The 25,232-nt window shown below is 60.6% G+C and carries 16 protein-coding genes; 9 read left to right on the forward strand and 7 right to left on the reverse strand.

Features of this window, described 5'->3' with window-relative positions:
- The first annotated feature begins 208 nt into the window (after positions 1-208).
- Positions 209-2,077 (forward strand): ABC transporter ATP-binding protein, encoded by a 1,869-nt coding sequence (locus tag NW843_RS12120; RefSeq protein ID WP_414331579.1) that lies wholly within the window; start codon positions 209-211, stop codon positions 2,075-2,077.
- 21 nt (positions 2,078-2,098) lie between these two features.
- Here the strand turns inward: NW843_RS12120 and NW843_RS12125 are convergent, their stop codons facing one another.
- The gene (locus NW843_RS12125; RefSeq protein WP_414523068.1) at positions 2,099-2,305 is read right to left on the reverse strand and encodes a hypothetical protein; all 207 of its coding nucleotides are present in this window, start codon (positions 2,303-2,305) and stop codon (positions 2,099-2,101) included.
- Positions 2,306-2,483: 178 nt separating this feature from the next.
- Between NW843_RS12125 and NW843_RS12130 the strand changes: the two genes are divergently transcribed.
- From NW843_RS12130 to NW843_RS12140, 3 genes are all read left to right on the forward strand, one after another.
- Positions 2,484-2,855 carry a hypothetical protein gene (locus NW843_RS12130; protein ID WP_041436554.1) on the forward strand — a complete coding sequence of 124 codons (372 nt, stop codon included), beginning with the start codon at positions 2,484-2,486 and terminating at the stop codon, positions 2,853-2,855.
- 198 nt (positions 2,856-3,053) lie between these two features.
- On the forward strand, positions 3,054-4,565 hold the full coding sequence (locus tag NW843_RS12135; RefSeq protein ID WP_414342375.1) for an AAA family ATPase: 1,512 nt from the start codon (positions 3,054-3,056) through the stop codon (positions 4,563-4,565).
- Between the two features lie 124 nt (positions 4,566-4,689).
- Positions 4,690-5,040, forward strand: a complete 351-nt coding sequence (locus NW843_RS12140) for a DUF1257 domain-containing protein (RefSeq protein WP_011433295.1) — start codon at positions 4,690-4,692, stop codon at positions 5,038-5,040.
- Positions 5,041-5,163: 123 nt separating this feature from the next.
- Here NW843_RS12140 and NW843_RS12145 read toward each other — a convergent pair whose 3' ends face one another.
- Positions 5,164-6,402: a phosphoglycerate kinase gene (locus tag NW843_RS12145; RefSeq protein WP_414523069.1), complete on the reverse strand. Its 1,239-nt coding sequence runs from the start codon at positions 6,400-6,402 to the stop codon at positions 5,164-5,166.
- A gap of 209 nt (positions 6,403-6,611) precedes the next feature.
- Here NW843_RS12145 and pds point away from each other — a divergent pair, with 209 nt between their 5' ends.
- The 3 genes from pds to NW843_RS12160 all read left to right on the forward strand — a co-directional run bounded on the left by pds (position 6,612) and on the right by NW843_RS12160 (position 9,965).
- Complete coding sequence (gene pds / locus NW843_RS12150) at positions 6,612-8,030, forward strand: 15-cis-phytoene desaturase (RefSeq protein WP_414523070.1); 1,419 nt, start codon at positions 6,612-6,614, stop codon at positions 8,028-8,030.
- Positions 8,031-8,186: 156 nt separating this feature from the next.
- Entirely contained in the window at positions 8,187-9,074 is an 888-nt protein-coding gene (locus NW843_RS12155) for a phytoene synthase (protein WP_414388869.1), read from the forward strand.
- A gap of 75 nt (positions 9,075-9,149) precedes the next feature.
- Positions 9,150-9,965 (forward strand): ABC transporter permease, encoded by an 816-nt coding sequence (locus tag NW843_RS12160; RefSeq protein WP_414342371.1) that lies wholly within the window; start codon positions 9,150-9,152, stop codon positions 9,963-9,965.
- Here NW843_RS12160 and NW843_RS12165 read toward each other — a convergent pair.
- The 4 genes from NW843_RS12165 to NW843_RS12180 all read right to left on the reverse strand — a co-directional run bounded on the left by NW843_RS12165 (position 9,962) and on the right by NW843_RS12180 (position 22,764).
- Positions 9,962-15,013: a DEAD/DEAH box helicase gene (locus NW843_RS12165; RefSeq protein ID WP_414523071.1), complete on the reverse strand. Its 5,052-nt coding sequence runs from the start codon at positions 15,011-15,013 to the stop codon at positions 9,962-9,964. The genes NW843_RS12160 and NW843_RS12165 overlap by 4 nt on opposite strands.
- 92 nt (positions 15,014-15,105) lie before the next feature.
- A complete protein-coding gene (locus tag NW843_RS12170; protein WP_414523072.1) occupies positions 15,106-15,303 on the reverse strand; it encodes a type II toxin-antitoxin system VapB family antitoxin in 198 nt (65 codons plus the stop codon).
- Positions 15,304-15,346: 43 nt separating this feature from the next.
- A complete protein-coding gene (locus NW843_RS12175; RefSeq protein ID WP_414523073.1) occupies positions 15,347-19,873 on the reverse strand; it encodes a DUF559 domain-containing protein in 4,527 nt (1,508 codons plus the stop codon).
- On the reverse strand, positions 19,870-22,764 hold the full coding sequence (locus tag NW843_RS12180) for a helicase-related protein (protein ID WP_414383480.1): 2,895 nt from the start codon (positions 22,762-22,764) through the stop codon (positions 19,870-19,872). Before NW843_RS12180 ends, NW843_RS12175 begins: the two co-directional genes overlap by 4 nt.
- Positions 22,765-22,861: 97 nt before the next feature.
- Between NW843_RS12180 and NW843_RS12185 the strand changes: the two genes are divergently transcribed.
- Together NW843_RS12185 and gap are read left to right on the forward strand one after the other, a co-directional pair.
- On the forward strand, positions 22,862-23,422 hold the full coding sequence (locus NW843_RS12185; RefSeq protein ID WP_414523074.1) for a Crp/Fnr family transcriptional regulator: 561 nt from the start codon (positions 22,862-22,864) through the stop codon (positions 23,420-23,422).
- A 156-nt stretch (positions 23,423-23,578) separates the two neighbouring features.
- A complete protein-coding gene (gene gap, locus NW843_RS12190; protein ID WP_011433307.1) occupies positions 23,579-24,598 on the forward strand; it encodes a type I glyceraldehyde-3-phosphate dehydrogenase in 1,020 nt (339 codons plus the stop codon).
- A gap of 34 nt (positions 24,599-24,632) precedes the next feature.
- Here gap and NW843_RS12195 read toward each other — a convergent pair whose 3' ends face one another.
- Positions 24,633-25,193: a 2'-5' RNA ligase family protein gene (locus NW843_RS12195; protein ID WP_414373648.1), complete on the reverse strand. Its 561-nt coding sequence runs from the start codon at positions 25,191-25,193 to the stop codon at positions 24,633-24,635.
- Positions 25,194-25,232 lie beyond the last annotated feature (39 nt).

Consider the following 25,232-nt stretch of genomic DNA (forward strand, 5'->3'; position numbering starts at 1 on the left):
CCCTACGGGTACAGTGCGGGGCTCCTGCGATTTCTAGCTGAAGCGGCCAGTTTTCCGTCCGTCCCAGAGCCATTAGGGGTGCAGCTATAGCCATTCCCAATGGCGAGGAAACCCTTGCGGATCCCAAACTCCCTCTCCCTCAGGGAGAGCGCTTAGAGTAGATCAGTGCTCTCTATGAGTTGTCTTTGTTGTTCTCGGGTGTAAGCCTGTGAGCCTTGCCGCCTCTCCCCCCGATACCGATTTAAGTAGGGATCCCCGCCCGCGGCGAGCCAGCGATTGGCGGCTGCTGCGGCTCCTCTGGCCCTACGCCCGTCGGCACCTGAAGCTACTGTTGGCCGCCTTGGCCTTTCTGCCTCCCTTGGCGCTGGCGGATGCGGTGCAGCCTCTGATCCTACAGCGGGCTCTGGATGGCCCCATTGCCCGAGCGCTGGAACGAGGTGAGGCCGGGATCCTCTCCGACCTTTGGCCCTATGTGGGGCTGTTGATCCTAACGGTACTGGTTCGCTGGCTCTTCCAAGCCCTGGAAGGGTATGTCAGCCAAAAGCTGGGGCAGTTGATGACCCGCGACATCCGCGACGATCTCTTCGCCCACATTCTGGCCTTGCCGGCTCAGTTTTTCGACCGCACCCCGGTGGGTAAGCTGATCACCCGCATCACCAACGATGTGGAAGCCCTGGGAGATGTCTTTTCCACCGGTGCCGTCGGCATCGTCAGCGACCTGTTTACCCTGGGGGTGATCGCGGTGGTCATGCTCAGCCAACGCTGGGATCTGGGCTTGCTGCTGATCTTGATCGTCCTGCCCATCAGCGCTGTTGTCCTCGAGTTGCAGCGCCGCTTTCGGGATGCCAACTTTCGCGTGCGCGAAGAACTCTCCAAGCTGAACTCCTGGATCCAGGAGAACATCTTGGGCATTACCGTGGTGCAACTGTTTCGGCGGGAGCGGCTCAATAGCGAGATTTTTCAAACCATGAACCGCCGCTACATCCGGGAAGTGGATCAAACCATCCTCTATGATTCTGCCCTTTCTGCCGTTTTGGAGTGGGTGTCTTGGCTGGCCGTGGCGGCTTTGCTCTGGGTGGGCGGGCAGCAGGTGATGTCAGCCGGTAGGGGCTCACTTGGAGGGGGATGGACGGGATCCCTGCCCCTGCCCGGGGAACCCCTCACCTTTGGCAGCCTCTACGCCTTTATTCTCTTTTCGCAACGGTTTTTCAACCCGCTGCGGCAGTTGGCCGAAAAGTTCACCGCCCTGCAGGCGGGGTTCACCGCCGTCGAGCGCATCGATGCCATCCTCAGCCTGCCGGTCGCCATCCGGGATCCCGCTCAGCCCCGCCACTTGCCCCCCAATGCCAGAGGAGAGGTGCAGTTCGAGCACGTCTGGTTTGCCTACAACCCCGGGGAGTGGGTGCTCAAAGACCTCACCTTCACCATCCGCCCCGGAGAAAAAGTGGCCCTGGTGGGGCCCACGGGAGCCGGGAAAAGCTCCATCATTCGCTTGCTCTGCCGTCTCTACGACGTAACCCAGGGATCTATTCGCATTGACGGCGTTGATATTCGGGATCTCCCCCAGGCTGAGCTGCACCGCCACCTAGGGGTAATCCTGCAGGATGGATTTTTGTTTTCCGGGGATATCCAGCAAAACATCACCCTAGGAGAGAAGGCAGATCTAGCGGCAGTGGAGCAGGTCGCCCGCCAACTCAACCTGCATGACTTCCTCCGCAATTTGCCCCAAGGCTACGCCACCCCTGTGCGAGAGCGGGGCAGCAACCTCTCCAGCGGCCAGAAACAGCTTATCAGCTTTGTGCGGGCCATGTGGCGGGATCCGAAAATCTTGGTCTTGGATGAGGCCACCGCCAGCCTGGATGTGGGCACCGAAGCCCTCCTGCAATCCGCTCTAGACACCCTGCTGCGGGATCGCACCGCCCTGATCATCGCCCACCGCCTTTCCACCATCCGCGATGTGGATCGCATCTTGGTTCTGCAGCGGGGGGAACTCAAAGAGCAGGGATCCCATGCCGAGCTCATGGCCCTCAGCGGGCTCTATGCCAGCCTCTATCGGCTGCAAGATCTGGGCGGCTAGCAGGGTGCTTCTGCCCAACCGTCAGCGACTGGCGCCAAAGCGAGACCGAATTGCCTTTAGGGTGGTGAAGCTGGCATCCGCGAACGCGATGCGAGCCTTGCAGAGTAACAGATTGCCGTTATCCACGGCAGTGTCTCTCAAGCTGGCCAAACCATCGCCGGCCTGCACCAGGGCACGGCGGCCCCAGTTGGAGAAATTTTTGCTGAGGGTGTTGATCAAGCGTTCCATAGGGATTGGACATTCCGCTCCTTGTCTTCCACCTAGCCTACTCCCCCAGCCGCAGGTATCCACAGAGGGCCATCAAGAAAATTGTTTGTTACAGATTGTTAAAAACTTGCCGTCAAGCCGGCAGACTGGCTATGATAGGGCCCAAGTTTGGCAAGCAATTCAAAGAAAGCGGTTAGCCATGAATCATCGGCCAGAGGTAGTGGAAGGCACAGAGTCCAAGCAGAAGGTGACCCTGTATCTCTCACCTGAGCTGCACCGGAATCTGAAGATTCGGGCTGCCGTGGAGCGGGAGCCGATGTCGGCAGTGGCAGAGAAGGCCATTACCTTCTATCTGCTTCACCCAGAGGTCATTGAAGGGGTACAAGGTAGCGCCTATCGTGTCCATCAATGTCCCAAGTGTAGTCACCCATTTGTTATCCGCGATGGAGAGGTGGTTTCCCTGCACCAGACATCGGCTGCCGAAGCCATCCTTGAAGAGGTGGAGCCAGAATACTGGGGATCGGCTGCTGGCTCGGAAGAGCAACGGCAGGATGCTCTGGTACCCTGCTAGAACGCTCCCAAGCGGGCCCCCTTCAGGAACTTGAGCTGATAGGAGCAGACAGCAACACAGAAGGCTTCTAAAATCCTCTCAAAATCCATCCAACAAGGGCGTACTCCCAAGTGCAATCCAATACCTAGGCAACTCGAACCCCATTTTTCAACCGTTCTGGCGGCTCCTGAAATTTCCCCTCTGCAGTTGGTGTCTCCCATGCAAGAGCTAAGTATCCTCATTCAAGCTCAATACCCACTGCTGTACCTGCTGACTCCAGAGGAGGAACGGGCCGAGGCGGCTCTGGCAGCGATTGCCCGCACCCTTAAGCCTCAGCGTCGCCTATTCATTTGGACAGTTACCCACGGCATCGTCGAATACGGCAACCCCCGCAGCCTCACCCAGCACAACACCCAATCCCCCCAGCCCGCCATCCAGTGGGTAATGGAGCAAAAGGATCCCGCCATCTGCGTCTTCAAAGACCTACATGACTTCTTGGACAACACCGAGGTGAAGCGCTGGCTGCGGGATGCTATTGCCAGCCTGAAGGGATCCCACAAAACCATCCTGCTCATGTCGCCGGTGCAGGTGATCCCGGTCGAGCTGGAGAAAGACATTTGCGTAGTGGACTTCCCCCTGCCGGACATGGCCACATTGGAGCGCGCCCTCAACCGCCAGCTGGAGCAGATCCCGCGCTCCCTGCCTTTGGCTCCTGATACCCGCGAAAAGTTGCTCAAGGCGGCCCTGGGCCTAACGCAGGACGAGGCAGAAAAAGTCTACCGCAAGGCTGTGGTGATGCATGGTCGCCTCACCGAGGCAGAAGTAGACATCATCCTCTCTGAGAAGAAGCAACTGATCCGGCGCAACGGCATTCTCGAGTTTATCGAAGAGGACGAGACCATCGACGCCGTTGGCGGTCTGGAAGAGCTGAAGCGCTGGCTGCTGCAACGTTCTGAGGCCTTCACTGAGCGGGCCCGCGCCTATGGACTGCCCCAACCCAAGGGTATGCTGATCCTGGGCGTGCCTGGCTGCGGTAAGTCGCTGATCGCCAAGACCACTGCCCGTCTCTGGGGCCTGCCCCTGCTGCGTCTGGACATGGGCCGCGTTTATGATGGCTCCATGGTGGGCAAATCGGAAGCGAATCTGCGCAGTGCCCTGCGAACTGCTGAATCTCTTGCCCCTGCTATCCTTTTCATCGACGAGCTGGACAAAGCCTTTGCCGGGTCAGCAGGCTCCAGCGATTCTGACGGGGGCACCTCTAGCCGCATCTTTGGCTCCTTCCTGACCTGGATGCAGGAGAAACGCTCGCCGGTTTTTGTCATGGCCACGGCCAACCGTGTGGATCGTCTGCCGGGCGAATTCTTGCGCAAGGGCCGTTTTGACGAAATCTTCTTCGTGGACTTGCCCAACATCAACGAGCGCATCGAGATCTTTCGGATCCACCTGCGGAAGCGGCGGCGCGACATCAGCCGCTTTGATCTGCGCCAGTTGGCCGCAGCCTGTGAAGGCTTCTCCGGCGCGGAGATCGAACAAGTTTTGATTGCTGCCATGTACGAAGCGTTTGCCCAGAACCGCGAATTTACCCAACTGGACATTTTGGCAGCAACGAAAGCAACTCAACCGCTATCTCGCACCATGACGGAGCAAGTGGTAGCGTTGAGGGAATGGGCCCAGCAGCGGGCTCGGCCTGCAGCGGCCTCTGTAGCCGAGTACCAGCGGCTGGAGTTCTAGGAGGAGGTGAGGATCCAAAGCTACCTTGACAGAAGCAGGGACGGCAGGGCCCAAACCTTCCCCAAAGAACAGTGCCCATTGTTTGTGTCGATGTTCCAACCCCTATACAAAGGAGAGAAACACCATGTCTCATTTTAGCACCCTGCGTACCAAAATCACTGACGGTCAAGTCCTGATCAACTCTCTGCGCGATCTCGGCTACACCGTTAAGCTGAACGCCGACGTGCGTGGCTACAACGGCCAGCGTGTTCGCGCTGACATCGTGGCTCAGTTGGAAGGCGACTACGACCTGGGCTGGTCGAAGAATCCCGACGGTTCCTACGACCTGATCGCCGATCTGTGGGGCGTGGCTAAGAAGCACAACCAAACCGAGTTGATCAACTCCATCAACCAAAAGTACGCCGTCAACAAGACCTTGGCCGAGGTGAAGCGTCCTGGCCTGAACAACGCCAACGTTAAAGTGGTGGTGCACTAAACCGGATCCTGTCTCGCCATCGCTGCAGCGATCTACACCGACTAAAGTTAGGAGGGGCTGAATCCAGCCCCTACTTTTTGGCTTGGTTTTTGGATTGGAGGGGCTGCGACCCGAAGGAGGAACCTACGCTTCTGTGAGAGCGGCAATGCCGGGCAGCACCTTCCCTTCCAATAGCTCCAGGCTGGCTCCACCACCGGTGGAGATATGGGTCATTTTGTCGGCCAGGCCCACTTTTTCCACGGCAGCCACCGAGTCGCCGCCGCCGATGATGGTGGTGGCTCCCGCTTGAGTGAGATCGGCCAGGGTGCGGGCGATGGCTTCTGTGCCCACGGCAAAGCGGTCAAACTCAAAGACGCCCATCGGCCCGTTCCAGACCACGGTTTGGCACCCCTGCAGGGCAGCCTGGAAGGCTTTGATCGATTCCGGGCCGATGTCCAAGCCCATCCAATCCTCGGGGATGGCGTGGATGGAAACGGTCTGGGCCTGGGCATCTTTGTCAAACCTATCGGCTACCACCACATCCACCGGCAGCAGCAGCTCCACCCCCCGCTCTTTGGCTTTTTCCATCAGGGAGCGGGCCAGATCCAGCTTGTCGGTTTCCACCAAAGACTTGCCGGTTTGGATCCCTTGGGCTTGGTAAAAGGTAAAGATCATGCCGCCGCCCAGCAGGAGCTTGTCCACTTTTTCCAGGAGCCGCTCAATGACGCCGATCTTAGTGGAGACTTTGGAGCCGCCGATGATGGCCGCCAAGGGGCGCCGCGGATTCTCGATGGCGCCCGAAAGAAACTGCAGCTCCTTTTCCACCAGGTAGCCGGCCACAGCAGGCTGGAGGTAGGCGGTGACGCCGGCAGTGGAGGCGTGGGCGCGGTGGGCGCTGCCAAAGGCGTCGTTGACAAACAGGTCGGCCAGTGAGGCCAGCTTGCGGGCAAATTCCGGGTCGTTGTCCTCCTCTTCTGGGTAGAAGCGGACGTTTTCCAGCAGGGCCACCTGGCCGTTTTCCAGGCGGTTCACTACCGCCTCGGCCTCAGGGCCGATGCAGTCGGGGGCAAAGGCAACCGGCTGGCCCAGCAATTGAGAAAGACGGGTGGCTACGGGGGCCAGGCTATTGCCCTCGCGGGCGACCTTAACCGCGCCTGTCTCTTTGTCCTTCTTGACGGGGCGGCCCAGGTGGCTGGTGAGGATCACTTTGGCGCCTGCCTGGGTGAGGGCCTGGATGGTGGGCAGGGAGGCGCGAATGCGGGTGTCGTCGGTGATGTTGCCCTGGGGATCCAACGGGACGTTGAAGTCGGCGCGCACCAGCACGCGCTTGCCGTTTAAATCAAAGCCAGATGACAGCAGGGATCCCAGTGTTTGTTTGGCCATCGTTGTCTTTTCCCCCGGACTGCAGAAAATCTTTATTTTTTCTTCCGTATGTATCCTACCAGCGATTGGGATCCCGGCAGTGAGACAGATGGGCTTCGGGATCCCCTTGTTCCGCTGCTTTTGCTGGGTCGGCCTTCCGTCTGCCCCTTGGCCCCGGCAATTGTAACGGTTTGCAAATAGAATAAAAATGTTGCTTTGTCGTTACCCTCATGCGTGTTGCCATTGCTGGTGGCGGGCTGGCCGGGCTGGCCTGTGCCAAGTATCTCTGCGATGCCGGGCATCAACCGCTCCTCTTTGAGCGGCGGGATGTTTTGGGTGGCCTGGTGGCTGCCTGGAAAGATGCCGACGGCGACTGGATCGAGACGGGGCTGCACAACTTTTTTGGCGCCTACCCCAACACGTTGCAGCTGTTCCGGGAGCTGGGCATCTCCGATCGCCTGCAGTGGAAGGAACACAGCTTGATTTTCAACCAGCCGGACAAGCCGGGCACCTATTCCCGCTTTGACCTGCCGGATATTCCCGCTCCTTTCAACGCCATTGTCGGCATCTTGCGCAACAACGACATGCTCACCTGGGGGGAAAAGGTGAAGTTTGCCCTGGGGCTGGTGCCGGCCATGATTCGCGGCCAGCGCTATGTGGAGCAGATGGATCGCTATAGCCTCTTGGAATGGCTGCGGCGGCAGGGTATTGACGAGCGGGTCAACACCGATATTTTCATTGCCGTCTCCAAGGCCCTGGCCTTCATCAACCCGGAGGAGATCTCGGCGATGGTGCCCCTGACCGCCCTGAACCGCTTTTTGCAGCAGAAGGATGGCTCCAAAATTGCCTACCTAGACGGCGCTCCCCCAGAGCGGCTCTGCCAGCCGATGGTGGACTACATTGTGGCCCGTGGGGGGGAGGTTTATCTAAACGCGGCGTTGCAGGACATTCGTCTCAACCCTGACGGCAGCGTGGCCGGGTTTTGCTTAGCCACCCCCTCTGGGCCGGTGGAGGTGACTGCCGATGCCTATGTCTCGGCCCTTTCGGTGGACGCGCTCAAGGAGCTGCTGCCGGCGCAGTGGTGGGGGATCCCCTTTTTCCAAAAGCTGCGTGAACTGGAGGGGGTGCCAGTAATTAGCCTGCAGATCTGGTTTGACCGCAAGATTACTCACATCGATCACTCCTTGTTTTCCCGCTCGCCGCTATTGAGCGTGTATGCCGACATGAGCAACACCTGCCGGGCCTATGCCGATCCGGAGCGGTCCATGTTGGAGCTGGTGCTGGCTCCGGCTGCCGAGTGGATTGATCGCGGCGATGAGGAGATCTTTGCCGCCACGCTGGAGGAACTGAAAAAACTCTTTCCCCAGCACCTCACCGGCCCCAACCCCGCTCGCGTGCGCAAATGGGTGGTGGTGAAAACGCCGCGCTCGGTTTACAAGGCTACCCCTGGCAGACAGCAGTATCGCCCCACTCAAGTTACCCCTATTCCCAACTTCTTCTTGGCGGGCAGCTACACCCTACAGCCCTTCCTGGGCAGCATGGAGGGGGCCATCCTCTCCGGCAAGTGGGCGGCGGAGGCCATCAACAAGGGGATCCCATTTCAACGCGCTTCTGTCTCGGCCTCGACTTTGGCAGCAGCGGGGGTCTAGCTCTCCGCCGTCGGCCTCCTATGCCTTTTGAATCTTTCTTTTCCCCACAACCTCTTCTAGGCTATCCGCGGCGTCCGCTTTCCCGTAGTGTTGATATGTGCCCTCGCCGTTCCTCTTCCTTCTCTATCCTGGCCCTGTGCTCCTGGAGATAGCCAGATGAGTCCGCTTGAGCAATCTTTTGCCCTCTGTCGCCAGATTACGGCCAAGCACGCTAAGACTTTCTACCTGGGATCCCTGCTCTTGCCCCAGTCCAAACGGCGGGCCATCTGGGCCATCTACGCTTGGCTGCGGCAAACCGATGAGTTGCTGGATGGACTGGAAGCCAGCCAGGCAGAGGTGGAGGTCACCCGCAGCAAGCTGGAGCAGTGGGGATCCCATCTGGAGTCGCTCTTCCAGGGAGGCGAGCCGCAAGTCCCCACGGACCTCGCTTTGATCCACACCATCCGCACCTACCGCCTTTCCATCGAGCCGTTTCGCGAGATGCTGCGGGGGCAGAGCATGGACTTGGATACGCGGCGCTACGCCACCTGGGAGGATCTGCGGGTCTACTGCTACCGCGTGGCCGGGGTGGTGGGGCTGATGTGCTCGGAGATCATGGGGTTTGTGCCGGGCCGGGATGGCCGCGAGGAGGCGGTGGCGCTGGGGATCGCCATGCAACTAACCAACATCTTGCGGGATGTGGGAGAGGACGCCCGCCGCGGGCGGATCTACATCCCCCTGGAAGATCTGCGCCGCTTCAACTACTCCGAGCGGGACCTGTTTAACTATGTTATTGACGAGCGCTGGATGGCTTTGATGGACTATGAGATCCGGCGGGCTAGGGAGCTCTATGCCCAAGCGGAACGGGGGATCCCTACCCTGCAGCCGGACTCCCGCTGGCCGGTAGCCGCTTCCTTGATGCTCTACCGGCAGATTCTCAACGCCATCGAGCGCAACCACTACCAGGTTTTTCGCACCCGCGCTTACGTGTCCACTCTCAGCAAGGCATTGGCGCTGCCGGTGGCCTGGTGGCGGTCGCGGCGCTCCAACTACTACGGTTACTAGTAGGGAGCAGCAAGCAGTTCCCCACGGCCGCGGCAGCAGAAAACAAGAAGACCTCTAATACAGCGAAGAAAACCTATGGTAAGCCGTGCCCTGACCCTACCCTATCAGCGAATCTGGGAAGACAGTTTAACCATCTTCTGGCGCGACTGGCTGGATCTGCGGGGGCGAGTTTGGCAGGTGGTGGCCTCGGGGCTGGTGGCTCCCCTCATCTACATTGTTGCCTTTGGGGTGGGCCTAGGGGGATCCCTGCGGGCCGAAGCTTTGGCCGAGGTGGCCGGATCCACGGCGGCAGGTTCTTATTTGCGCTTTATCTTGCCGGGGATGGTGGCTCTTTCAGCCATGACCATCAGCTTTGCCGGCACCACCTTCTCCATTTGTGGATCGCGGCTATTTACCAAGAGCTTTGAAGAGCTGCTGCTGTTGCCGGTGCACCCCTTGTCTTTGCATCTGGGCAAGGTGCTGGCGGGCATTGCCCGCGGCCTGCTGACGGCCTTGGGGGTGTTGGCGGTGGGGGTGCTGGGTACGGGGGCCTGGGGCCTGCTTCACCCCTTGTCGCTGTTGGTTCTACTTTTGGATTGCGCCGTCTTTGCCGGCATTGGGGTAATTGCTGGCTTGAAGGTGCCCAGCCTGGAGAGTGTGGGCGTGCTCACCAACTTTTTGATTACGCCCATGTCTTTCCTAGGGGCCACCTTTTTCGATCCCGCCCAGTTGCCGACCTACCTGCAGGTGCTGGTCTATTGCCTGCCCCTTTCCTACGCCAGCATTGGCATGCGGGCAGCCGCCTACCAGCCGCTTGCGGAGTTTCCCTGGTACACGGTGGGAGTTTTGGGCGGCTTGGCGGTAATCCTGGCTTTTGTGGGAGCTTATCTGTTTTCCCACCAGCAGGACTAGCTGCCCTTGCCAAATACTTCTGGGTAGCGAGCCAGCTGCTCTTGCAAATCTTGGTTGTAGCGCAGAACAAGCACGCGGTAGCCCCGTCCCTGCAGCTGCGAGCGCAGTTGGCGATCCCGTTCCGCTTGGGCAGGCTGGTCGTGGACTGGGCCATCGCAGAAGATGCAGATGTTGGGGCTGTAGAAGAAGTCAACGACGCAGTCGGGATCGGCAATGGCTTTCTGGGCATCCTCAGGCAGCCGATACCCTCCTGCTGCCAGCGTTTCGAGAAAGCGGCGCTCCAGTTCAGAGCGAGGGTCCAGGAGCTGGCGCAGCCACTCCAGGTGCTCTTGGCGGGAGCGACCCAGGGAGCGCAGCTCGGTGCGGCTGTTGGCCAGCAGGCCCAAAAGATCCCGGATCTGATAGCGGTCAAGCTGCAGCGCTTCCCGTTGGTTGGCATAGCTGAGCAGGCATTCGTAGCAGGCTGCTCGGCATTCGGGCCACAGGTCTTGGATCCCGGCCTCTGAAAGCTGGAAGTGACAGATCTCCAGCGCCACTTGGGCCACTTCCGCCAGAGCCTGGGGCTCTTCCACCAGGCGCCGCAGGACGCCAGCGCCCCCTTCTGCTGTTTCGTAGAAGAGCATGGCCTGATGGGATCCCTGGCCGATGCACTCGGCGGCCAGCTCTGTCTCTTCTAGCTCAAAGGTCTCTTCGATCCCTCGCTTGAGGGCATAGCGCAGGGTGGTCTCCAGGGCCTGCGGATTCTCCACCCCTGGCTGAACCAGGCGCACCAGCAACAGGTTTTGGGTACTGCGCACCGCCAGGCGGATGGGCTGCAAGGACATCTGGCTAGACGAGCTAGCCCTATTGCCCCCAAGCTGATCTCGCGAGGGAACTTCCCCATTTTCAAAGTTGACCAAAAAGCCGCGCCCTCCACTTCCCCGCCAGCCGTGGTTGATGCGTAGCAGGGTGGCCGCCGGGGCATAGCGCAACTGCAGCAGGGGAGTTTGTCCGCTCAGCACATCAGCTTCTTGGACGCGGTAGCCAGAGCTTTCGGGAGCAAACTGGAAGAAGGTCTGCAGCTCGTAGCCTTGCCGCCGCCGCTCCTCTTCGTCAGCTGTGATGCGATCCCGCCGCCGCATGCGCACATTGGGCATTTCCAGAAGCTGGGTAAAGAGGCTGTTTTGCCCATCGAACTGGGTGCCGCAGACGGGGCAGCAATCCAGGTGGGGATCGGCAAAGGCCTCACAGCTAAAACAGAGCTTGTGGCTACTTTTGCGCTCCTCCAGGCCGCCGGGCGGAGCCTGAAACGCCACTGCTTCCCACTGGCAGCCCTCATGGTAGAGGAAGTTGTGGGGAGCAAACTCGCGGATAGCCAAAAAGCGAGGCCGGGCGATGAACTCGCCCTCGCTGCCGCGGGGCACCCAGGCCCGCACTGGCAAGGCAGGGAAGTTGTAGCCGGGCAAGAAGCCTTCGCTAGCCAAATAGCGGTAGGGATAGAAGTCGCTTTCCTCCCGCTGGGTTCCAATCTGCAGCAGCAAGTTGCGCTGGCGCAGGGCTTCTTGCTGGCGGCGCTCGGCTTCCTGTTGGTCTTTCTTTTGGCGAGTCGTCTGGAGCTGGCGGTTAGCGGCTTCCAACTGCTGCGTGGCAGCCCGATAGAGCTCTCGCCAGCGATCGAAAGCTCGGTCAAAAGCCTGGGGTGCCTCTTCAATGACCTGCTGAAGCCAGCGCTCGCTAAACCAGCCGCTTTTATCTAGGAGTTGGCGATCGGCGGCCAGCAGCTTCTGCACCTGCTCCTTCACTTGTTGGCGGGCAGACTCCTCAAGTTGGATTTGCTGGGCCACTGTCTCCCTGAGGGGCAGCTCTTCCCGATCCGCGTCGATGACGGTTTCAATGGAATTGCCTAGGGGCAGGCGCACCTGAGCCAACCAAACGGCGTGGATGTGAGCGCGCAGCAGCGATTCGTTGGCTAGATCCAGGCGGGGAGGGCGCACGCGACCGGCCACCATCTCGGGGCGGCGGCGGAAGTAGTACTGGTCGTGGCTATTGAAAGCCCCGCAATAGGTGATGATGAGTCCCGGCTGCCCCTGGCGGCCTGCCCGACCGCTGCGCTGGGCGTAGTTGGCGGGTGTGGGGGGCACGTTGCGCAGATGCACCAGATCCAAATCGGCAATATCGACCCCCAACTCCAGGGTTGGCGAGCACACCAAATAGGGAAGGCGTCGAGCTTGATCCTCCCCGCGAAAGCGCCTTTCTCGCTGCTCCCGCTCTCCTGGCCGAACCACTTGGGCAGTGTGCTCCCTAGCCTCCAGGGATCCCAGCCCTGCTGCCCCGGCCTGGTAGAGGCGCTGGAAAAAGAGATTAACGGGGCGGCGGGCAGAGGAGTAGCCGCTCTGCTCGGCCCGGCGGGAATACAGAGGATCTGGCGGCGGCGAGCCATTGCCCAGGCACCAGCGCAGACAGCCAGCGTTGAGCTGGTAGGCTTCCTGGCCATTCTCCGAGTGGCGCCGCAGCAGGTCGTAGCTAACTAGGAGAGAAAGCAGGGATCCCAGAAGCTCGTCGTAAGCTTCTCTGGTCAGCTCGAGATACTTGATGAGAAAGCGCCCAATAGCGCTGCGGTGGCCCAGGCTGAAAGTTGTTATGTCCTTTCCGTCGCAGCTTTGGCGGGCAAACCAGGTGGCCGTCCGCAGCTCGTCGTACTCTTCTAGGCCCCAAAACTCGTTGAGATGTTGCTCGGCCCGCCGGCGCAGCGTTCTCTGGGGTTCTTTCTCGAGCAGACGGACATCGATGGCCAATTTCCGCCGAAACTGATCCAATACGGCCCGCAGCAGGCCCTCTCGCTCGCCAACGGTTGCTTGGCCAAACCAGGGGTGAAGGGAAGCCAGGGCAGGGCTTTGGCAAAGCTCTTTGAGCCCGCGGTATTCGATTTTCAGCAGCCCCACCTGTTCCAGGTTGGGATGGGTGACCCGCCAGCCGCGCCGCAGATCTTCGTAGAGACGGTATTCTGTCAGGTCTGTAAAGGTCTGCCAAACGTCCTGAGCAAGGGAAGACTGGGGATCCAAATCGGGGTTTTGGGTAATGTCGGCAAGGCTCAAGCCTGAGGCCTGCACCACTGCCGGGGCTACCTCTGAGAAGTCCAGCTCTTTTTTCTCCTGCAGGGCAGCATAGAGCGAGGCCCGCAGAAGGGCCACATGCACAAAATCGTTGAAGTGGCCGGCCTGCAGGGAGGCGTCCTGGCGGTTGTCGGTAAAAGTCAGCAGCTTGCTGCAAGCGGCCTGGGTTTGCTCGGCATGGCGCAGCAGGGAGGTGGCAAGGATGGTGGTGGCGCTGGAGCGGCCTTCGCTGGAGAGGGAAGCCAGCTTGACAAACTCCCGCTCGCGGCCACGGTAGTACTCGCCGCAGGCCAGGCACAGGGAAAAGGGGTGGGGCTGCCACCACATCTTCTGCGCCTCCGCCTGGGGGTACTCGGAAAAGGAGCCATCCGGGCGCACCCAGACGGCTTGGGGGACGCGCTTTCCCCAGTTGGACCTGAGTCTGCCCTCAGGGGTGTACCAGTCTTCGGGGATCTGCTCCAGCGACCACTCGTTGTCAAGAGGATCCAAGCTGAGGTAGCCGGCCTGCTGGTCTTCGCCTTCCTCAACCTCTTCCCCCAGAGGATAGGGCAGGAAGTGAGTCTTTGACCTGAGGACGTGGTAGTAGTCCTGGCCACAGTGGCGGCAGAACTTGACGGGGAAAAACAGCTTTCCTTCCCCTGCTTGCACTTGTCCTTCCAGGGAAAACTGCCGCTTGTCCCGACTTTCCAGGGTGGCATAGAGGGTGCGGCCCTGGGAGATAAACTGGTGCAACTTCAAGGCCGGGCCGCGGCTAGAGCCCTCCCGCAGGCTGCTGGCGTGGGCCAGAAACTGGCGTAGGGACTCGGTGCAGCTCTCAGGGGTAGTGCTGGTCAGCTCTGCCAGTTGGGCAGCAACTTCGGAAAGCGCCCGGGGCACGCGGCGCCTGAAGCTGCCATCGGGACTTTGCTCCAGGCCCAGCTCATACTCTAGCCAGCGCATCAGGGGATGGCGGCGCAGATCGGCCTGGTTTGTAGGCCAAGGCAAGTCCAGGGCGCTCTTCAGCTCTGCCACCGTGGGTGGGCCGCCCTCGGTGAGGGGGGCCAGGGTTTCCTCAATGACGTGCTCCGGCCCAAAGGGATGGCCGAAAAAGCGGCTGGCAAAGGCGGCTACAGTCTGGCGGCGCTCCTGGGCGTCGGCTTCTGGTCGGGAGATCATGGTGGCGCTGGTGCCGATGTGAACCAAGTCCTTGGCCCCACAGCGTCCCTTGAGGCGGCGAACCAGCATCGCCACATCGGCCCCCTGCCGGCCTCGGTAGGTGTGCAGCTCGTCAAAGACCAGGAAGCGCAGCCCGTTGGAACTTAAAAAGCGCTGATCTTCGGGGCGCACCAAAAGCAGCTCCGCCATCACGTAGTTAGTAAGCAGAATTTGGGGCGGATCCCGGCGCAGATCTTCCCGGTCGCTTTCTGCAGTTTCCCCGGTGTACTTGGCAAAGCGCACCGGAAAAGGGCGATGGTAGGCGCGCTCGTAGCGCTCGCGCAGAGTTTGTAAAGACTGGTATTGGGAGTTCACCAGGGCGTTCATGGGATAGACCACTAGGGCCGTCACCTGGCCCACGGATCCCCCCTGGCGGATCCAGTTGTCGAGAATGGGCAGGAAGTAGCAAAGGCTTTTGCCGGAGCCGGTGCCGCTGGTTACCACAAAGCTTTCCCCGGCCAGAGCTTTCTCGATGGCCTCCTCCTGGTGGCGGTAGAGGCGAAAGGGCCTGCCATCCTCAAAGCGGAAAATGCGGGCTGTTTCTTGGGCAATGCGCCCCGCCTCGGCCAACTCGTCAACGGTTGGACCAGATACATAACTAGGGCTGAGCTGGAGGAGGGGTTCTGGCCAGAGGTGGATCCCTTCTTCCAGAGCTTGGTCTACAAACGCCTGTGCCCGTGGGTCGGCAATGAGAAAAAAGGAGCGGACGAAATTGGCGTAGTCCTTTAGAACCCTCTCGTGCAGGTCAAAAATGGTGGCCATCGGGGCTCTCCAAAGCCATTTTGGCTAGGTTAAGCCTAGCAGGTGTTCTAGCGACTGCAAGAGGATCGCCCTGAGGCTTGGGCTGGGAGATCTTAGGGAGAGGAGAGGCGTTGCTCGTGCAGATCTCCCTCCCATTTCAACTTGCCGCGTAAGTTGCGGATCTCGGCTTGCTCGTAGAGCCGAATGAGGGTGCGCAGCGCTTCGTGAATTATCTCGCGCTTGGTCTTGAGGCCGGTTACCTGGCGGGCACGCTCGATCAGGTCGTCATCCAGGACGATGTTGGTGCGCATGAGGAGCCACTTGTGTGTATAGAAATGCAGATCTATGTGTATTCTAAGCTTTTATTGAGTGCTGCGCCAGCTTCTCCCACGCCTCCAGCACCAGCCGCCGCGTGCGGTATTCGCCGAACTGACTCAGTTCCTTCTCCTTCAGCACGCGAAAGGTTTCGCCGGGGAAGGTGCTAGCAGCAGCGCGAGCGGCGTAGCCAGCCGGGTCGAGCGGGTCTGCCACCTCTTCCCGCGGGTCGAGTATGTCTTCCAGTTCGCGTTCGGTGAGGTCTGCCGGGTCGAGGATGTAGCGCAGTTGCTTGCGGGTGAGGCCGTAGAGCCGGGCGTAGTACGCATCCAGTTCAGCGCGGAGGATGGCGCGGCGTTCCTCGTTCCAGGTGAACGGCGGGAAGGGGAAGCCCTCACCCAGTGCTGCGGGCGAGGGGGTCGGGGGGTGAGGTCTAATCACAGCCCGCAATCCTTCGTCTGCCTCTCGCCATACGTCGTCGGCGAAGGGTTTCATGTCCCAGGAGGTGTAGACCAGCTCCAGCACGCGCGGGACGATGAAGCGCAAATCTTCGGGGGTGTAGGCTTCGGGCGGCAGGACGGGGAGTTGCTCGACGTAAAAGAAGTTCATGTTAACGCCTGCCAGTTTTTGACGAACGACCCAGTCAAATGGCAATGTTGAGAAATTCGCAACCAAACCTGCGACGAAAGGTGCAGATATGTTCGATGGAAGCAACACGGGCAGGCTATTACCTACCCCCGCCTTTGGCAGCAATCCAAAAACAGCGCTGCGTTCGTTGGTGGCGTTGGTTACATTGCGGAAGCCGAGCAGCCAGCCGCGTTGCCACGCGCCCAGGCGGGCTTTGACTTCTTCCGCAGATACCCAGTACCAGGGCTGGACAACAAAGTGCGGGTCGGCGTGCTGGTGCTCATCAGGCGTGGGCAGTTGGGTGCTGGAGCGGTCGCGCACGCCCTCATAGGTGCCGTAGCGGTGGTCATAGTGCCAGATCATCTTGGCTTCGTAGAGGGGGAGGTAGCGGCCCTCACCCCCGGCCCCTCTCCCAAGGCTTTGGGAGAGGGGAGAAGGATGCTCGTAGGAATGGGCAGTAACAAAGGCGGCAATCTCTCGCAGGACTTGTTCTGTGCGGTCGAGTATCTGGTCATTGGTAAAGCGCAGAATGGCAAAGCCATGTTCGCGCAGGATTTCCTCCCGCAAACGGTCGCGTTCCTGCTGAGTGGGTTCGCGGTGCACGGCGCCATCTATCTCAATGATCAGGCGGGCATCGTCACAGAAGAAATCGGCGATGAATTGTCCAATCGGATGTTGACGCCGGAATTTTCGGCCTAGCAGCCGACGGTCACGCAACAATTCCCAGAGCAGGCTTTCGGCGGCAGTCGCCTCGCGACGCAACTGCCGCGCCCTGGCAATCAGTTCCTGGCTGGCCTTGGGTAACTTGTACTCCCCCTCTCCCGCAGCGCGAGAAGAGAGGTCGGGGGCTGCGATCCTTCCCCCCTCTCCCGCAGCGTGGGAGAGGGGGCTAGGGGGTGAGGGCACAAACACATTCCCCACCAGTCGGTAGCCCTGGGCTTCCAGCTCTGCACGGGTGCGGAAGAGGTGCGAGTCGTTGGACATATCGAACATGCGCAGGAAGCGCACGCCCCAAGAGTTTTCTCCCGTGTGTTCGTTAACCAACACCGGCACGCGCTGATAGATGGCGCGGGTCAGGTCGGCATCCTGGCGAGTGCGGAAGACGGGCAGGGTGCGGGTGTTGGGGTTGATGCGGGCGATGTCGGTGGCGCTCAGGCGAAAGGCACGGCGCGGGTCGCGCAGATGTTCGGTGCGGGTGGCGAAGAAGGTAAAGGTGGTGGCGTCGGTCTGGGTACGGCTGCCAGTGAGGGTGAGCAGGCAGAATTTCATGCGGCTATACACTGCCGGAAAGAGTCGCTGGCGGTTCTCAAAATCGAACAGACTTGCCAGTTGCCCCTTGCCTGCCAGATCGGCGAAGAAGAACTGGTTGGTGGCATCGGTGGCGATGCCGGTGGGGACGATGATGCCCGCCCGCCCCCGGATATTGAGCAGGCTACGCACCCGTTCGGCGAAGACCGAGTAGGTGTTGATGTCGCCGCGCCCGGTGAGGGGGTATTGTCCGCTGCTGCGCAGGAAGCGACTGGCGCTTTCGGCGGCATGCAGGGCGCGCTGATAGGCTTCCCACAGGGCGGGGTTGGTCTGCGGCAGGGCGGCGATCAGCCGTTTACGGGCGGCGGCATTCGGAGCCCGAGCAATGGCGGTATTGCGGCTGGCAAAGAATTCTTCTTCCTGCAGTTTGATGCGCTCCCAGGGTGGATTGCCGAGGATCACATCAAAGCCGCCACTTTCAAACACCTCCGGGAACTCCAGCGGCCAGTGGAAAAACCGGTTCTCGACGGCGAGGGCCTGAGCAGTGGCAAGGGCCTGGGAGGGGGTTCTCTCCTGCAGTCGATCAGCCACGGCTTGGGTGGTAATGGCCCTAGAGAAGTCAGGGATCAAGGGCTGGAAAAAAGCGGCTGTCCACAGGTTGCAGGCTTCCACTAGCTTTTGGTGTTGCGGGTCTTGGCAGTAGCGGCTGTAGAGCTGCTGCTTGCGGCTAACCTCTGCCGGGGAGTTGTCTGGAATGGCTTCTAGCTTCTGTCGCTCCTGGCTAAGCTCAGCCACCACCTGGTCAGTGTCAAAAGCAAGGGAAAGCTGCCCTGTTTGCAAACTCTGGCACTCGGTGCGATTGCGCTGCTTTAGCGAGCGGGCAGCCTCCTTGGAGTCAGCGCTAACCGGGGTAAAGGCTTCATCGGGGATGCCCTTTTCCAAAATCGCCAAATCCAAGACACCCACCAGCGAATCGCCGCACTTGATGTGGTGATCCAGGAAGGTGAGGGGCTTGCCGGCGCAGTGGGCCTCCAGCCACAGGGCCACGCGGCAGAGTTCCACCGCCAGCGGGTTTTTGTCCACGCCGTAGATGCAGTGCGCCACCACATCGCGGATGGCCTCGCGGACACGCTCGGGGGCGGGTTCCTCTTCGCCGGTGCGGATCTTTGCCAGTTCCTTGCCCAACCTGCGGGCGGCAGCAAGCAGGAAGTGACCGGATCCGCAGGCGGGATCACACACACGGATGGACAAAATCGCTTGCTCTTTTTCCTCAGGTGGGCGAGCGGCTTTCAGCCGTTCTTCAATCACTGGCTCCAGCGCCGAGCGGATGAGTTCGGCCACTAGCTCCGGCGGGGTGTAGTAGGAGCCTGTGCTCTTGCGCTCTGAGCCGTAGCTCAACTCAAAGCGAGGCGCCCCTTGCCCAGTTACAATCTGAGGCTGGTAGTCGAGCAAGCTTTCGTAGACGGATCCCAGTTCTTCTACATCCAGCGCCGCGTAGTTGACCCGCCGAAGGGGAGAGGTGGGGTTTTCTCGGTAGTAGGCTAGGTGCGAAAAGGCTTGCAGCAGATCCCGGTTGCTCAGGCTGCACTCATCCAGCTCCAGAGGGGCAAACAGCTCTCCGTTGAGAGGAGCAGCCCCCAGCAGCTCCGCCAGCTCCTCTTGGGAAAGCACCCTCCAGAGCACCCGCAAGCTGCACCAGAGATCCTCGTGTTCGTCTTGGGCACTTTGCCGATCCAAAAACCGCCGCAGCCGCGTCACGCTGTAGTGCTCGCGATAGAGCGCCGCGCTGCTCATCAACCCCCGCTCTTCGGAAACCAAGAGGAACAGGAACCGGTAGACCAAGCGCAGCAGTTGGCGGTAGAGCTCCCTGGGATCCGACAAGAGCCGCGCTCTCAGCCTCTGGTTCTTGGGATGGGCCAGGAACCCATTTGCCAGCAACCTGATGCACTCCTCAACCCCCTCCCGCAGCCGTTCCCGTACCCGGCCACCCTGCTCCAGGGCCTGTTGGTAGTACTTTTCCAGCAGACAATCCCCTGCTAGCTCTGCCGTTTGGGGCAAGCGGCTGCGGTGCAGCAGCCGAAAGAGGATGGCAAAGTCGTTAAACCGCTGCTCCTCTAGGATCTGCTTCAGGTCAAACTCCACATAGGCCTGCCGACGCACATAGGTGGAGTCCCGCAGGAGGCGCAGGGTCAATCCGTTGGTAACAATGCCCCAGAGGTGCTCGCTGCGGTTGAGATACTCCTGCAGCAGCGAGTGGGGTGCCAGGCGAGGCCGGCCAGAAGCCGGCACGCGGCCCAGCTCCTGGCGCGCGCCGACGATGTGCACCGGTGGCGCGTCTTCCGCCTCGCCCATGCGATGCGAGATGGGGAAGTTCATTCCGTCCACCTCGCAGGCGCGCGGTTGATAGCGCACCTCGATCCCCAGCAAACTGAGGAAGGGGATCGCCCAGGCATCGCGGGTGATGCTGGTGGCGAGATCGCTTTCGGGCAGGCGCTGCAGGCGGCTCTGGAAGGCCTCCCAGTACTTCCGACAATCGGCAAAGACCGCGGCAATCTCTTCGACTGGGCCGCGCTTGCTGTTAAAGCCGAAGTCTTCTGGCTTCTGTCCTGGCAGATCCCCTGCCAGCAGCTTTTCGAGAATATCGGGCCCCAACAGGCCTCCTTCGATGCGTACCCCAGAAAACTCGCTCATCGGCAAACCACCGGTTGGAGAACAAGGAGTCCTAAAAGATCGGGGGGAAGCTGCGGCTTCACCTTCAGCCCCCGCCCCTGTAGGGACACGGCTTGGCGGATGCGCCTATGGGCAGCCTCCAGCTCAGCAGCACGCTGCAAAATCCGCTCCCGCGCCGCCTGCTGCAGCCGGTGATCCCTTCCCCAGTTTTCCTCTGTCTCCTGCCACGGGCCGAGACAGGCCAGGAGATGCTGAACCAGCTCCCGCTTTTCCGCTAGCGGTAGGTTCTCATCCGGCTTGGCCGTGGCCAGCAGTTGGAGAGCTGCGCCCGTCTCCAGCCAGCGGGCCTCGCCGCTCTCCAGGCCAACACCGCCTAGCACCAGCACCTCTTCCGCCAAGAGAGGCTGCCCCTGGGGTTGCTCCACCAGGTAGCGCACCCGCAGCAGCAGTAGAGTTGTAAGATCAACTACCGCTCGGGTGCGTAGAGCGCCGCAGCGGGAGACGACAGCATCCCCTTTCTCTGGGTTGTCGAGGGCTTCCTCCAGCAAAAACTGGGCCAGGGCAACCACGACGCGGTGGTTGCGGCCAATGTATTCGGCACCTTCGGGCGTGGGCGAGTCGAAGCTGATTAGCCAACGCCCGCCTTTGGGAGAGGGCAGGGCCAGGCGAATGGCTTCCGGCAAGGTGGCAGTGGCTTCGGAGCCGACGCTAACCTGGTAGACCCCCGACCGCTTCCCTGGGGTTATGGCTAGGTTGAGGCGCTGGGCGGCAGCCAGGAAGAATTCGCGCACAGCTTCGGGATCCCCTAGCACGGCATCGGTGGCCTCCAGCTCCCGCTGCACTGCCTCAGGCTTGAGGGCCCGCTGGGCAAAACGGGTGCGGTTGCGCCGCTCCTGTTCGACAGAGCGATCCCAGCGCCGGTGAAACTCATCCACTTCCGGCACGCCAAGATCGAGGGTTAGCTGGCGCTCGGCGGACCAGTGTCCCTTGCGCAGGAAGAGGGCTTCGAGCACAGCCTGGGTAACGCTTTCGCTAGCCTCCGGCACAGGCACGTGGGTGCCCAGGGTGCGGTGGATCTCCCGCGCTTTGTTGAGCAACACCTCCAGTACCACGCCATCTACGGGGTTGTCGCGGCCAAAAAAGCGGATGACCTTGACCCGGCTGGCCTTTTGGCCGTAGCGATCCACCCGGCCCTCCCGCTGCTCCAGCCGATTGGGGTTCCAGGGCAGGTCGTAGTGGATGACGGCTGTAAACTTTTCCTGCAGGTTGATCCCTTCCGAGAGGCAGTCGGTGGCCACCAGCACCCGTGGTCGGTCAACTTCCAGGTTCGCGATCTTGGCCTCCCGCTCCTCGTCTCCCATCCTGCCCGTTACACAGGCTACTTGGGCTGGGGATCCCAGCTGTTGCCGAAGGTAACTGTCCAGATACTCCGCAGTGGCAACGTAGCGGCACCAGAGGATGGGATGAAAACCTTCCTGAAGCAACTTTTTCACCAGCTCGATGGCCCGCGCCAGTTTGGTGTCGTGCTCTGGGCCCTGGAGCTGTTTGGCCAGACGGGCCAGGGCCTGCAACCGGCGGCGGTCGCTATCCGGCAGGGTTGGGTCTGCGGCTTCAAGAGCTGGCGTTGGCAGCTCATCGTCGGTACGCTCTTCTGCCGACTCGAACACCCAGCGGCTCAGTTCTGCCTCAACCTCTTCTTCTGCCTCCAGGGTTGCTCCGCTGCGATTGTGCAATGCCGCTACTGCTGCCGCCGGGCTGGACATTACGCAGCGCAAAAGGGCCAGCGCTCCCCAGTAGCGCACTCGCTGCTGGCGCTTCTCTAGTTGCTGCCCTGTGCACACCAATTCCGAGCAAAACCCATAGGTGTCCTCGAACAGCTTGCGCTGCCCCTCAGAAAGGGTGTAGGTTTCATCTTCAGCTTCCCGGGTTGGAAAACAGGTGAGCTCCTGCCAAGTTTCCCGAATATCTCGCCGCGTGCGCTGGACAAAATGACGGGCTAGCTGGACGCGTTGGTCTTCGTTGAGATCCTGGAGATCCCATGTCTCGAACTCGGGCCGCAGCAGCCCCAGCAGCGAGCGGAAGGCCTCTTCGACACCGCTGTGGGGAGTTGCCGTCAGCAGGATCAGGTGGCGGTTGGGGTTTTGGGCCACCGCTTTGAGCAGACTGTGGCGCTCCTGCTGGTTTTTGCCATGGGCCGCCGCTGCCCCATGGACTTCGTCGGCAATGACCAGCTCAGGACAAAATTGCAGAAATGGGTGGCGGTTGCGCTCGGTCTTGACGAAGTCAATGCTGGCCACCTGGACAGGAAAGTGCTCGTAGAGGCTGCGCCCAACAGGGGTTTTTCGCTCCAATTGCCCCACCGTTCCCGAGCGGATGACCACTGGCTCCAGGTTAAACTTCTCGGCCAGCTCGCTGGCCCACTGCTCGCACAAATAGGGAGGGCACAGGACACAAAGGCGTCGGATCTCGCCGCGATCCAAAAGCTCCCTGGCTATCAGCAGCGCCTCGATGGTCTTGCCCACCCCTACGTCGTCGGCAATCAATAGCCGCACCGGATCGAGGCGCAGCGCCATGAGCAAGGGCACAAACTGGTATACCCGTGGCCGAATCGAGAGGCGCCCCAGAGAGCGAAAGGGAGTTGCGCCCTCCCGTAAAATCAGCCGGGCCGCCTGCCAGAGGAGAAGGGTACTGGTGGCATCGGCAGGATGATCCCCAGAGGGCCAAGGAAAGGCGGTAGGCTCCACTCGCTCGAAGGGCAAGGTGCCGCCCACAAGGTTCATCAGGTGTCGGTGAATGCAAACCGCATCTTCTGGGGTGCCGGTGAGGGGCCGCAGCACCACAATTTCTTCTGAATCAGCGGGGAGCACCACCCACTCGCGGTTGCGGCAGCGGACAATTGAGCCAGGCTGCATGGGATCCCTGGGAGCGACCTACCTTTTCCATTGCATCTTAGATACTCTTTGGGGACAACTCTCTCCCATCTCCCAATACCCTGCCGGCAGCGGTAGGATGAAACGGAGCCGGCCTCAGGTACCCCTCTGGCCCACCGACATCATGAGCAGCCCCCGTTATCCGTTTGAGCGTGTTCGCGAGCACTTGCTCTTCCAATCTTTGGAAGATGCCGAGTGGAAGGCGCTGACGGCAGCCCTGTTGCCCAGCCGCTTCTCTCCTGGCCAGGTGATCTTTCAAGAGGGGGATCCCAGCAGTGACCTGTACATGATCCTCAGTGGAGTGGTGGAGCTGCGTCGCCAATATGTGCGACATCCGGGAGATTATTGGCTGGCTACGCTGCACGCCGGGCGTTTGTTTGGGGAACTTTCTCTGCTGACGGGACGGCGGCGCTCCTTTACAGCAGTGACCATAACCGAGGTGCAGACCCTGCGCCTTTCCACCGAAGGGCTGATCCTGCTGCCCCTGGAAGTACAGGTGAAACTCTACCGCGCCTGGAGCCAGATCATCAGCGAGCACCTTTACTGGCTGGATAGTATGTTCACGGATCTTCTGGAGCAGCGAGGGGTAGAAAATGTAGCCTCGGCCATGGCTCTGCTGCACCAGCGCTATCCCGCTTGAAAGAGGCTCAATCCCTGCTCCGCATAGGTTTGCAGGTCAACGTCCACGAAGACAACCCCTTGGATCCCAAATTTTGTCTTCAGAATGTTCAGGGGTTGCGATATCATGTGCTAGGCAGCAGCCCCCAAGAGATTTCAAGCAGCGAGGTCAGGAGCAGTGGTTAGGGTAGCCATCAACGGGTTTGGCCGCATTGGTCGCAACTTTTTGCGCTGTTGGCTGGGTCGCTCCCAGTCCAACCTGGACATTGTTGCCATCAACGACACCTCAGATGCTCGCACGGCTGCCCACCTGCTCAAGTACGATTCCATCCTTGGGCCGTTGCAGGGAGCAGACGTTGAGCCTGCAGAAAACGGTTTGGTGGTGAACGGCAAGCATATCTATGCCGTTTCCGACCGCAACCCCAGCAACCTGCCCTGGAAAGAGTGGAAGGTGGATCTTGTTATCGAGGCTACAGGTGTTTTTGTCGACTACCAGGGTGCCTCTAAGCACATAGAAGCGGGGGCCAAAAAGGTGGTGATCACCGCCCCGGCCAAGGGGGGAGACATTCCCACGTTTGTCTACGGTGTTAATCAACACACCTACGACCCGGTGCGGCACAACATTGTCAGCAACGCCAGCTGCACCACCAACTGCCTTGCCCCGATCATCAAGGTGTTGCTGGACAAGTTCGGCGTCCTCCGTGCCACCATGACCACCACCCACAGTTACACCGGCGACCAGCGGATCTTAGATGGTGGTCACCGCGATCTGCGGCGGGCCCGGGCAGCAGCATTGAGCATGGTGCCCACCACCACGGGGGCTGCCAAGGCGGTGGCTTTGGTGATCCCGGAGCTGAAAGGCAAGCTGAATGGGGTGGCGGTACGGGTTCCCACGCCCAATGTGTCTCTGGTGGACTTGGTGGTGCAGACGGAGCGGCGCGTGATTGCTGAGGAGGTAAACGCTGCCCTGAAGGAAGCCTCGGAAACCACGATGAAAGGGATCATCGCCTACTCGGATATTCCCTTGGTCTCCATCGACTACCGCGGCCACGACTGCTCGGCCATTGTGGATGCGGAGATGACCAGTGTGCTGGATGGGGATCTGGTCAAGGTCATGGCTTGGTACGACAACGAGTGGGGCTACTCCCAGCGGGTGTTGGACTTGGCGGAATACATGGCCGCTCACTGGGTGGAGTAGGCTGCTTCGGTTGGCAACCCTCTTCTGTTCCCCATTATTCCCCCATCGAGAACTGGGCAAAAACCTGCCAACGTTTGCCGTCGTGGAGGAGGAGCGTCAAAGCTGACGCTACAAACGCACTCTGGAAAGAACGCGTCTTGAACTCTGGCCAGGCGGCGCGAAAGTGGGCGGGGGTTAGGTCTCGGAAGGCCACGGTTATGTGGGGCACAAACGGACGGGCTTGAGCGGTCGTTTCTTTCCGGTTGAGAAGGAGCCCCATGTGGTGATGGGCTTGAGCTTGTAGCTGCTGCAGTTCTGGGGAGGGCACGACGTGAATAAAAATGACACGCGGCGCGAAGGCCCCAAAGCCGGATAACTGGATGGCGACGGGAGTTTGCTGCTTGGCAAAGGCCTCTAGGGATCCCGTCAAGGCCGGCAGATCGGAACTGGGCCACTCGAACGGCGGCACCAGAGTGATGTGGGGAGGCGAGCGCAGGGCCGCTTGGCTGGCAAATTGCTCGGCAAACTGCTGTTTGATGGCTGTCACCTGCTCTTGCAGTGCTGGAGGGGGGAGCAGAGCAAGAAACAGTCGCTGCTTGGGGTTATCCACCAGCATCGGTAAGAACCTAGAGAACAGGGGATAATGCAACTGTAG

Origin of the sequence: Synechococcus sp. R5-12 (assembly GCF_047502655.1) — a bacterium.
In the GTDB taxonomy this organism is placed as follows: Bacteria; Cyanobacteriota; Cyanobacteriia; order Thermostichales; family Thermostichaceae; genus Thermostichus.

What these genes read in the sequence shown, in the direction of transcription:
- NW843_RS12125 (WP_414523068.1), bottom strand. Translation starts at nt 2,305, where the DNA reads ATGGAACGCTTGATCAACACCCTCAGCAAAAATTTCTCCAACTGGGGC.
- NW843_RS12130 (WP_041436554.1), top strand. Translation starts at nt 2,484, where the DNA reads ATGAATCATCGGCCAGAGGTAGTGGAAGGCACAGAGTCCAAGCAGAAG.
- NW843_RS12135 (WP_414342375.1), top strand. Translation starts at nt 3,054, where the DNA reads ATGCAAGAGCTAAGTATCCTCATTCAAGCTCAATACCCACTGCTGTAC.
- NW843_RS12140 (WP_011433295.1), top strand. Translation starts at nt 4,690, where the DNA reads ATGTCTCATTTTAGCACCCTGCGTACCAAAATCACTGACGGTCAAGTC.
- NW843_RS12145 (WP_414523069.1), bottom strand. Translation starts at nt 6,402, where the DNA reads ATGGCCAAACAAACACTGGGATCCCTGCTGTCATCTGGCTTTGATTTA.
- pds (WP_414523070.1), top strand. Translation starts at nt 6,612, where the DNA reads ATGCGTGTTGCCATTGCTGGTGGCGGGCTGGCCGGGCTGGCCTGTGCC.
- NW843_RS12155 (WP_414388869.1), top strand. Translation starts at nt 8,187, where the DNA reads ATGAGTCCGCTTGAGCAATCTTTTGCCCTCTGTCGCCAGATTACGGCC.
- NW843_RS12160 (WP_414342371.1), top strand. Translation starts at nt 9,150, where the DNA reads ATGGTAAGCCGTGCCCTGACCCTACCCTATCAGCGAATCTGGGAAGAC.
- NW843_RS12165 (WP_414523071.1), bottom strand. Translation starts at nt 15,013, where the DNA reads ATGGCCACCATTTTTGACCTGCACGAGAGGGTTCTAAAGGACTACGCC.
- NW843_RS12170 (WP_414523072.1), bottom strand. Translation starts at nt 15,303, where the DNA reads ATGCGCACCAACATCGTCCTGGATGACGACCTGATCGAGCGTGCCCGC.
- NW843_RS12175 (WP_414523073.1), bottom strand. Translation starts at nt 19,873, where the DNA reads ATGAGCGAGTTTTCTGGGGTACGCATCGAAGGAGGCCTGTTGGGGCCC.
- NW843_RS12180 (WP_414383480.1), bottom strand. Translation starts at nt 22,764, where the DNA reads ATGCAGCCTGGCTCAATTGTCCGCTGCCGCAACCGCGAGTGGGTGGTG.
- NW843_RS12185 (WP_414523074.1), top strand. Translation starts at nt 22,862, where the DNA reads ATGAAACGGAGCCGGCCTCAGGTACCCCTCTGGCCCACCGACATCATG.
- NW843_RS12195 (WP_414373648.1), bottom strand. Translation starts at nt 25,193, where the DNA reads ATGCTGGTGGATAACCCCAAGCAGCGACTGTTTCTTGCTCTGCTCCCC.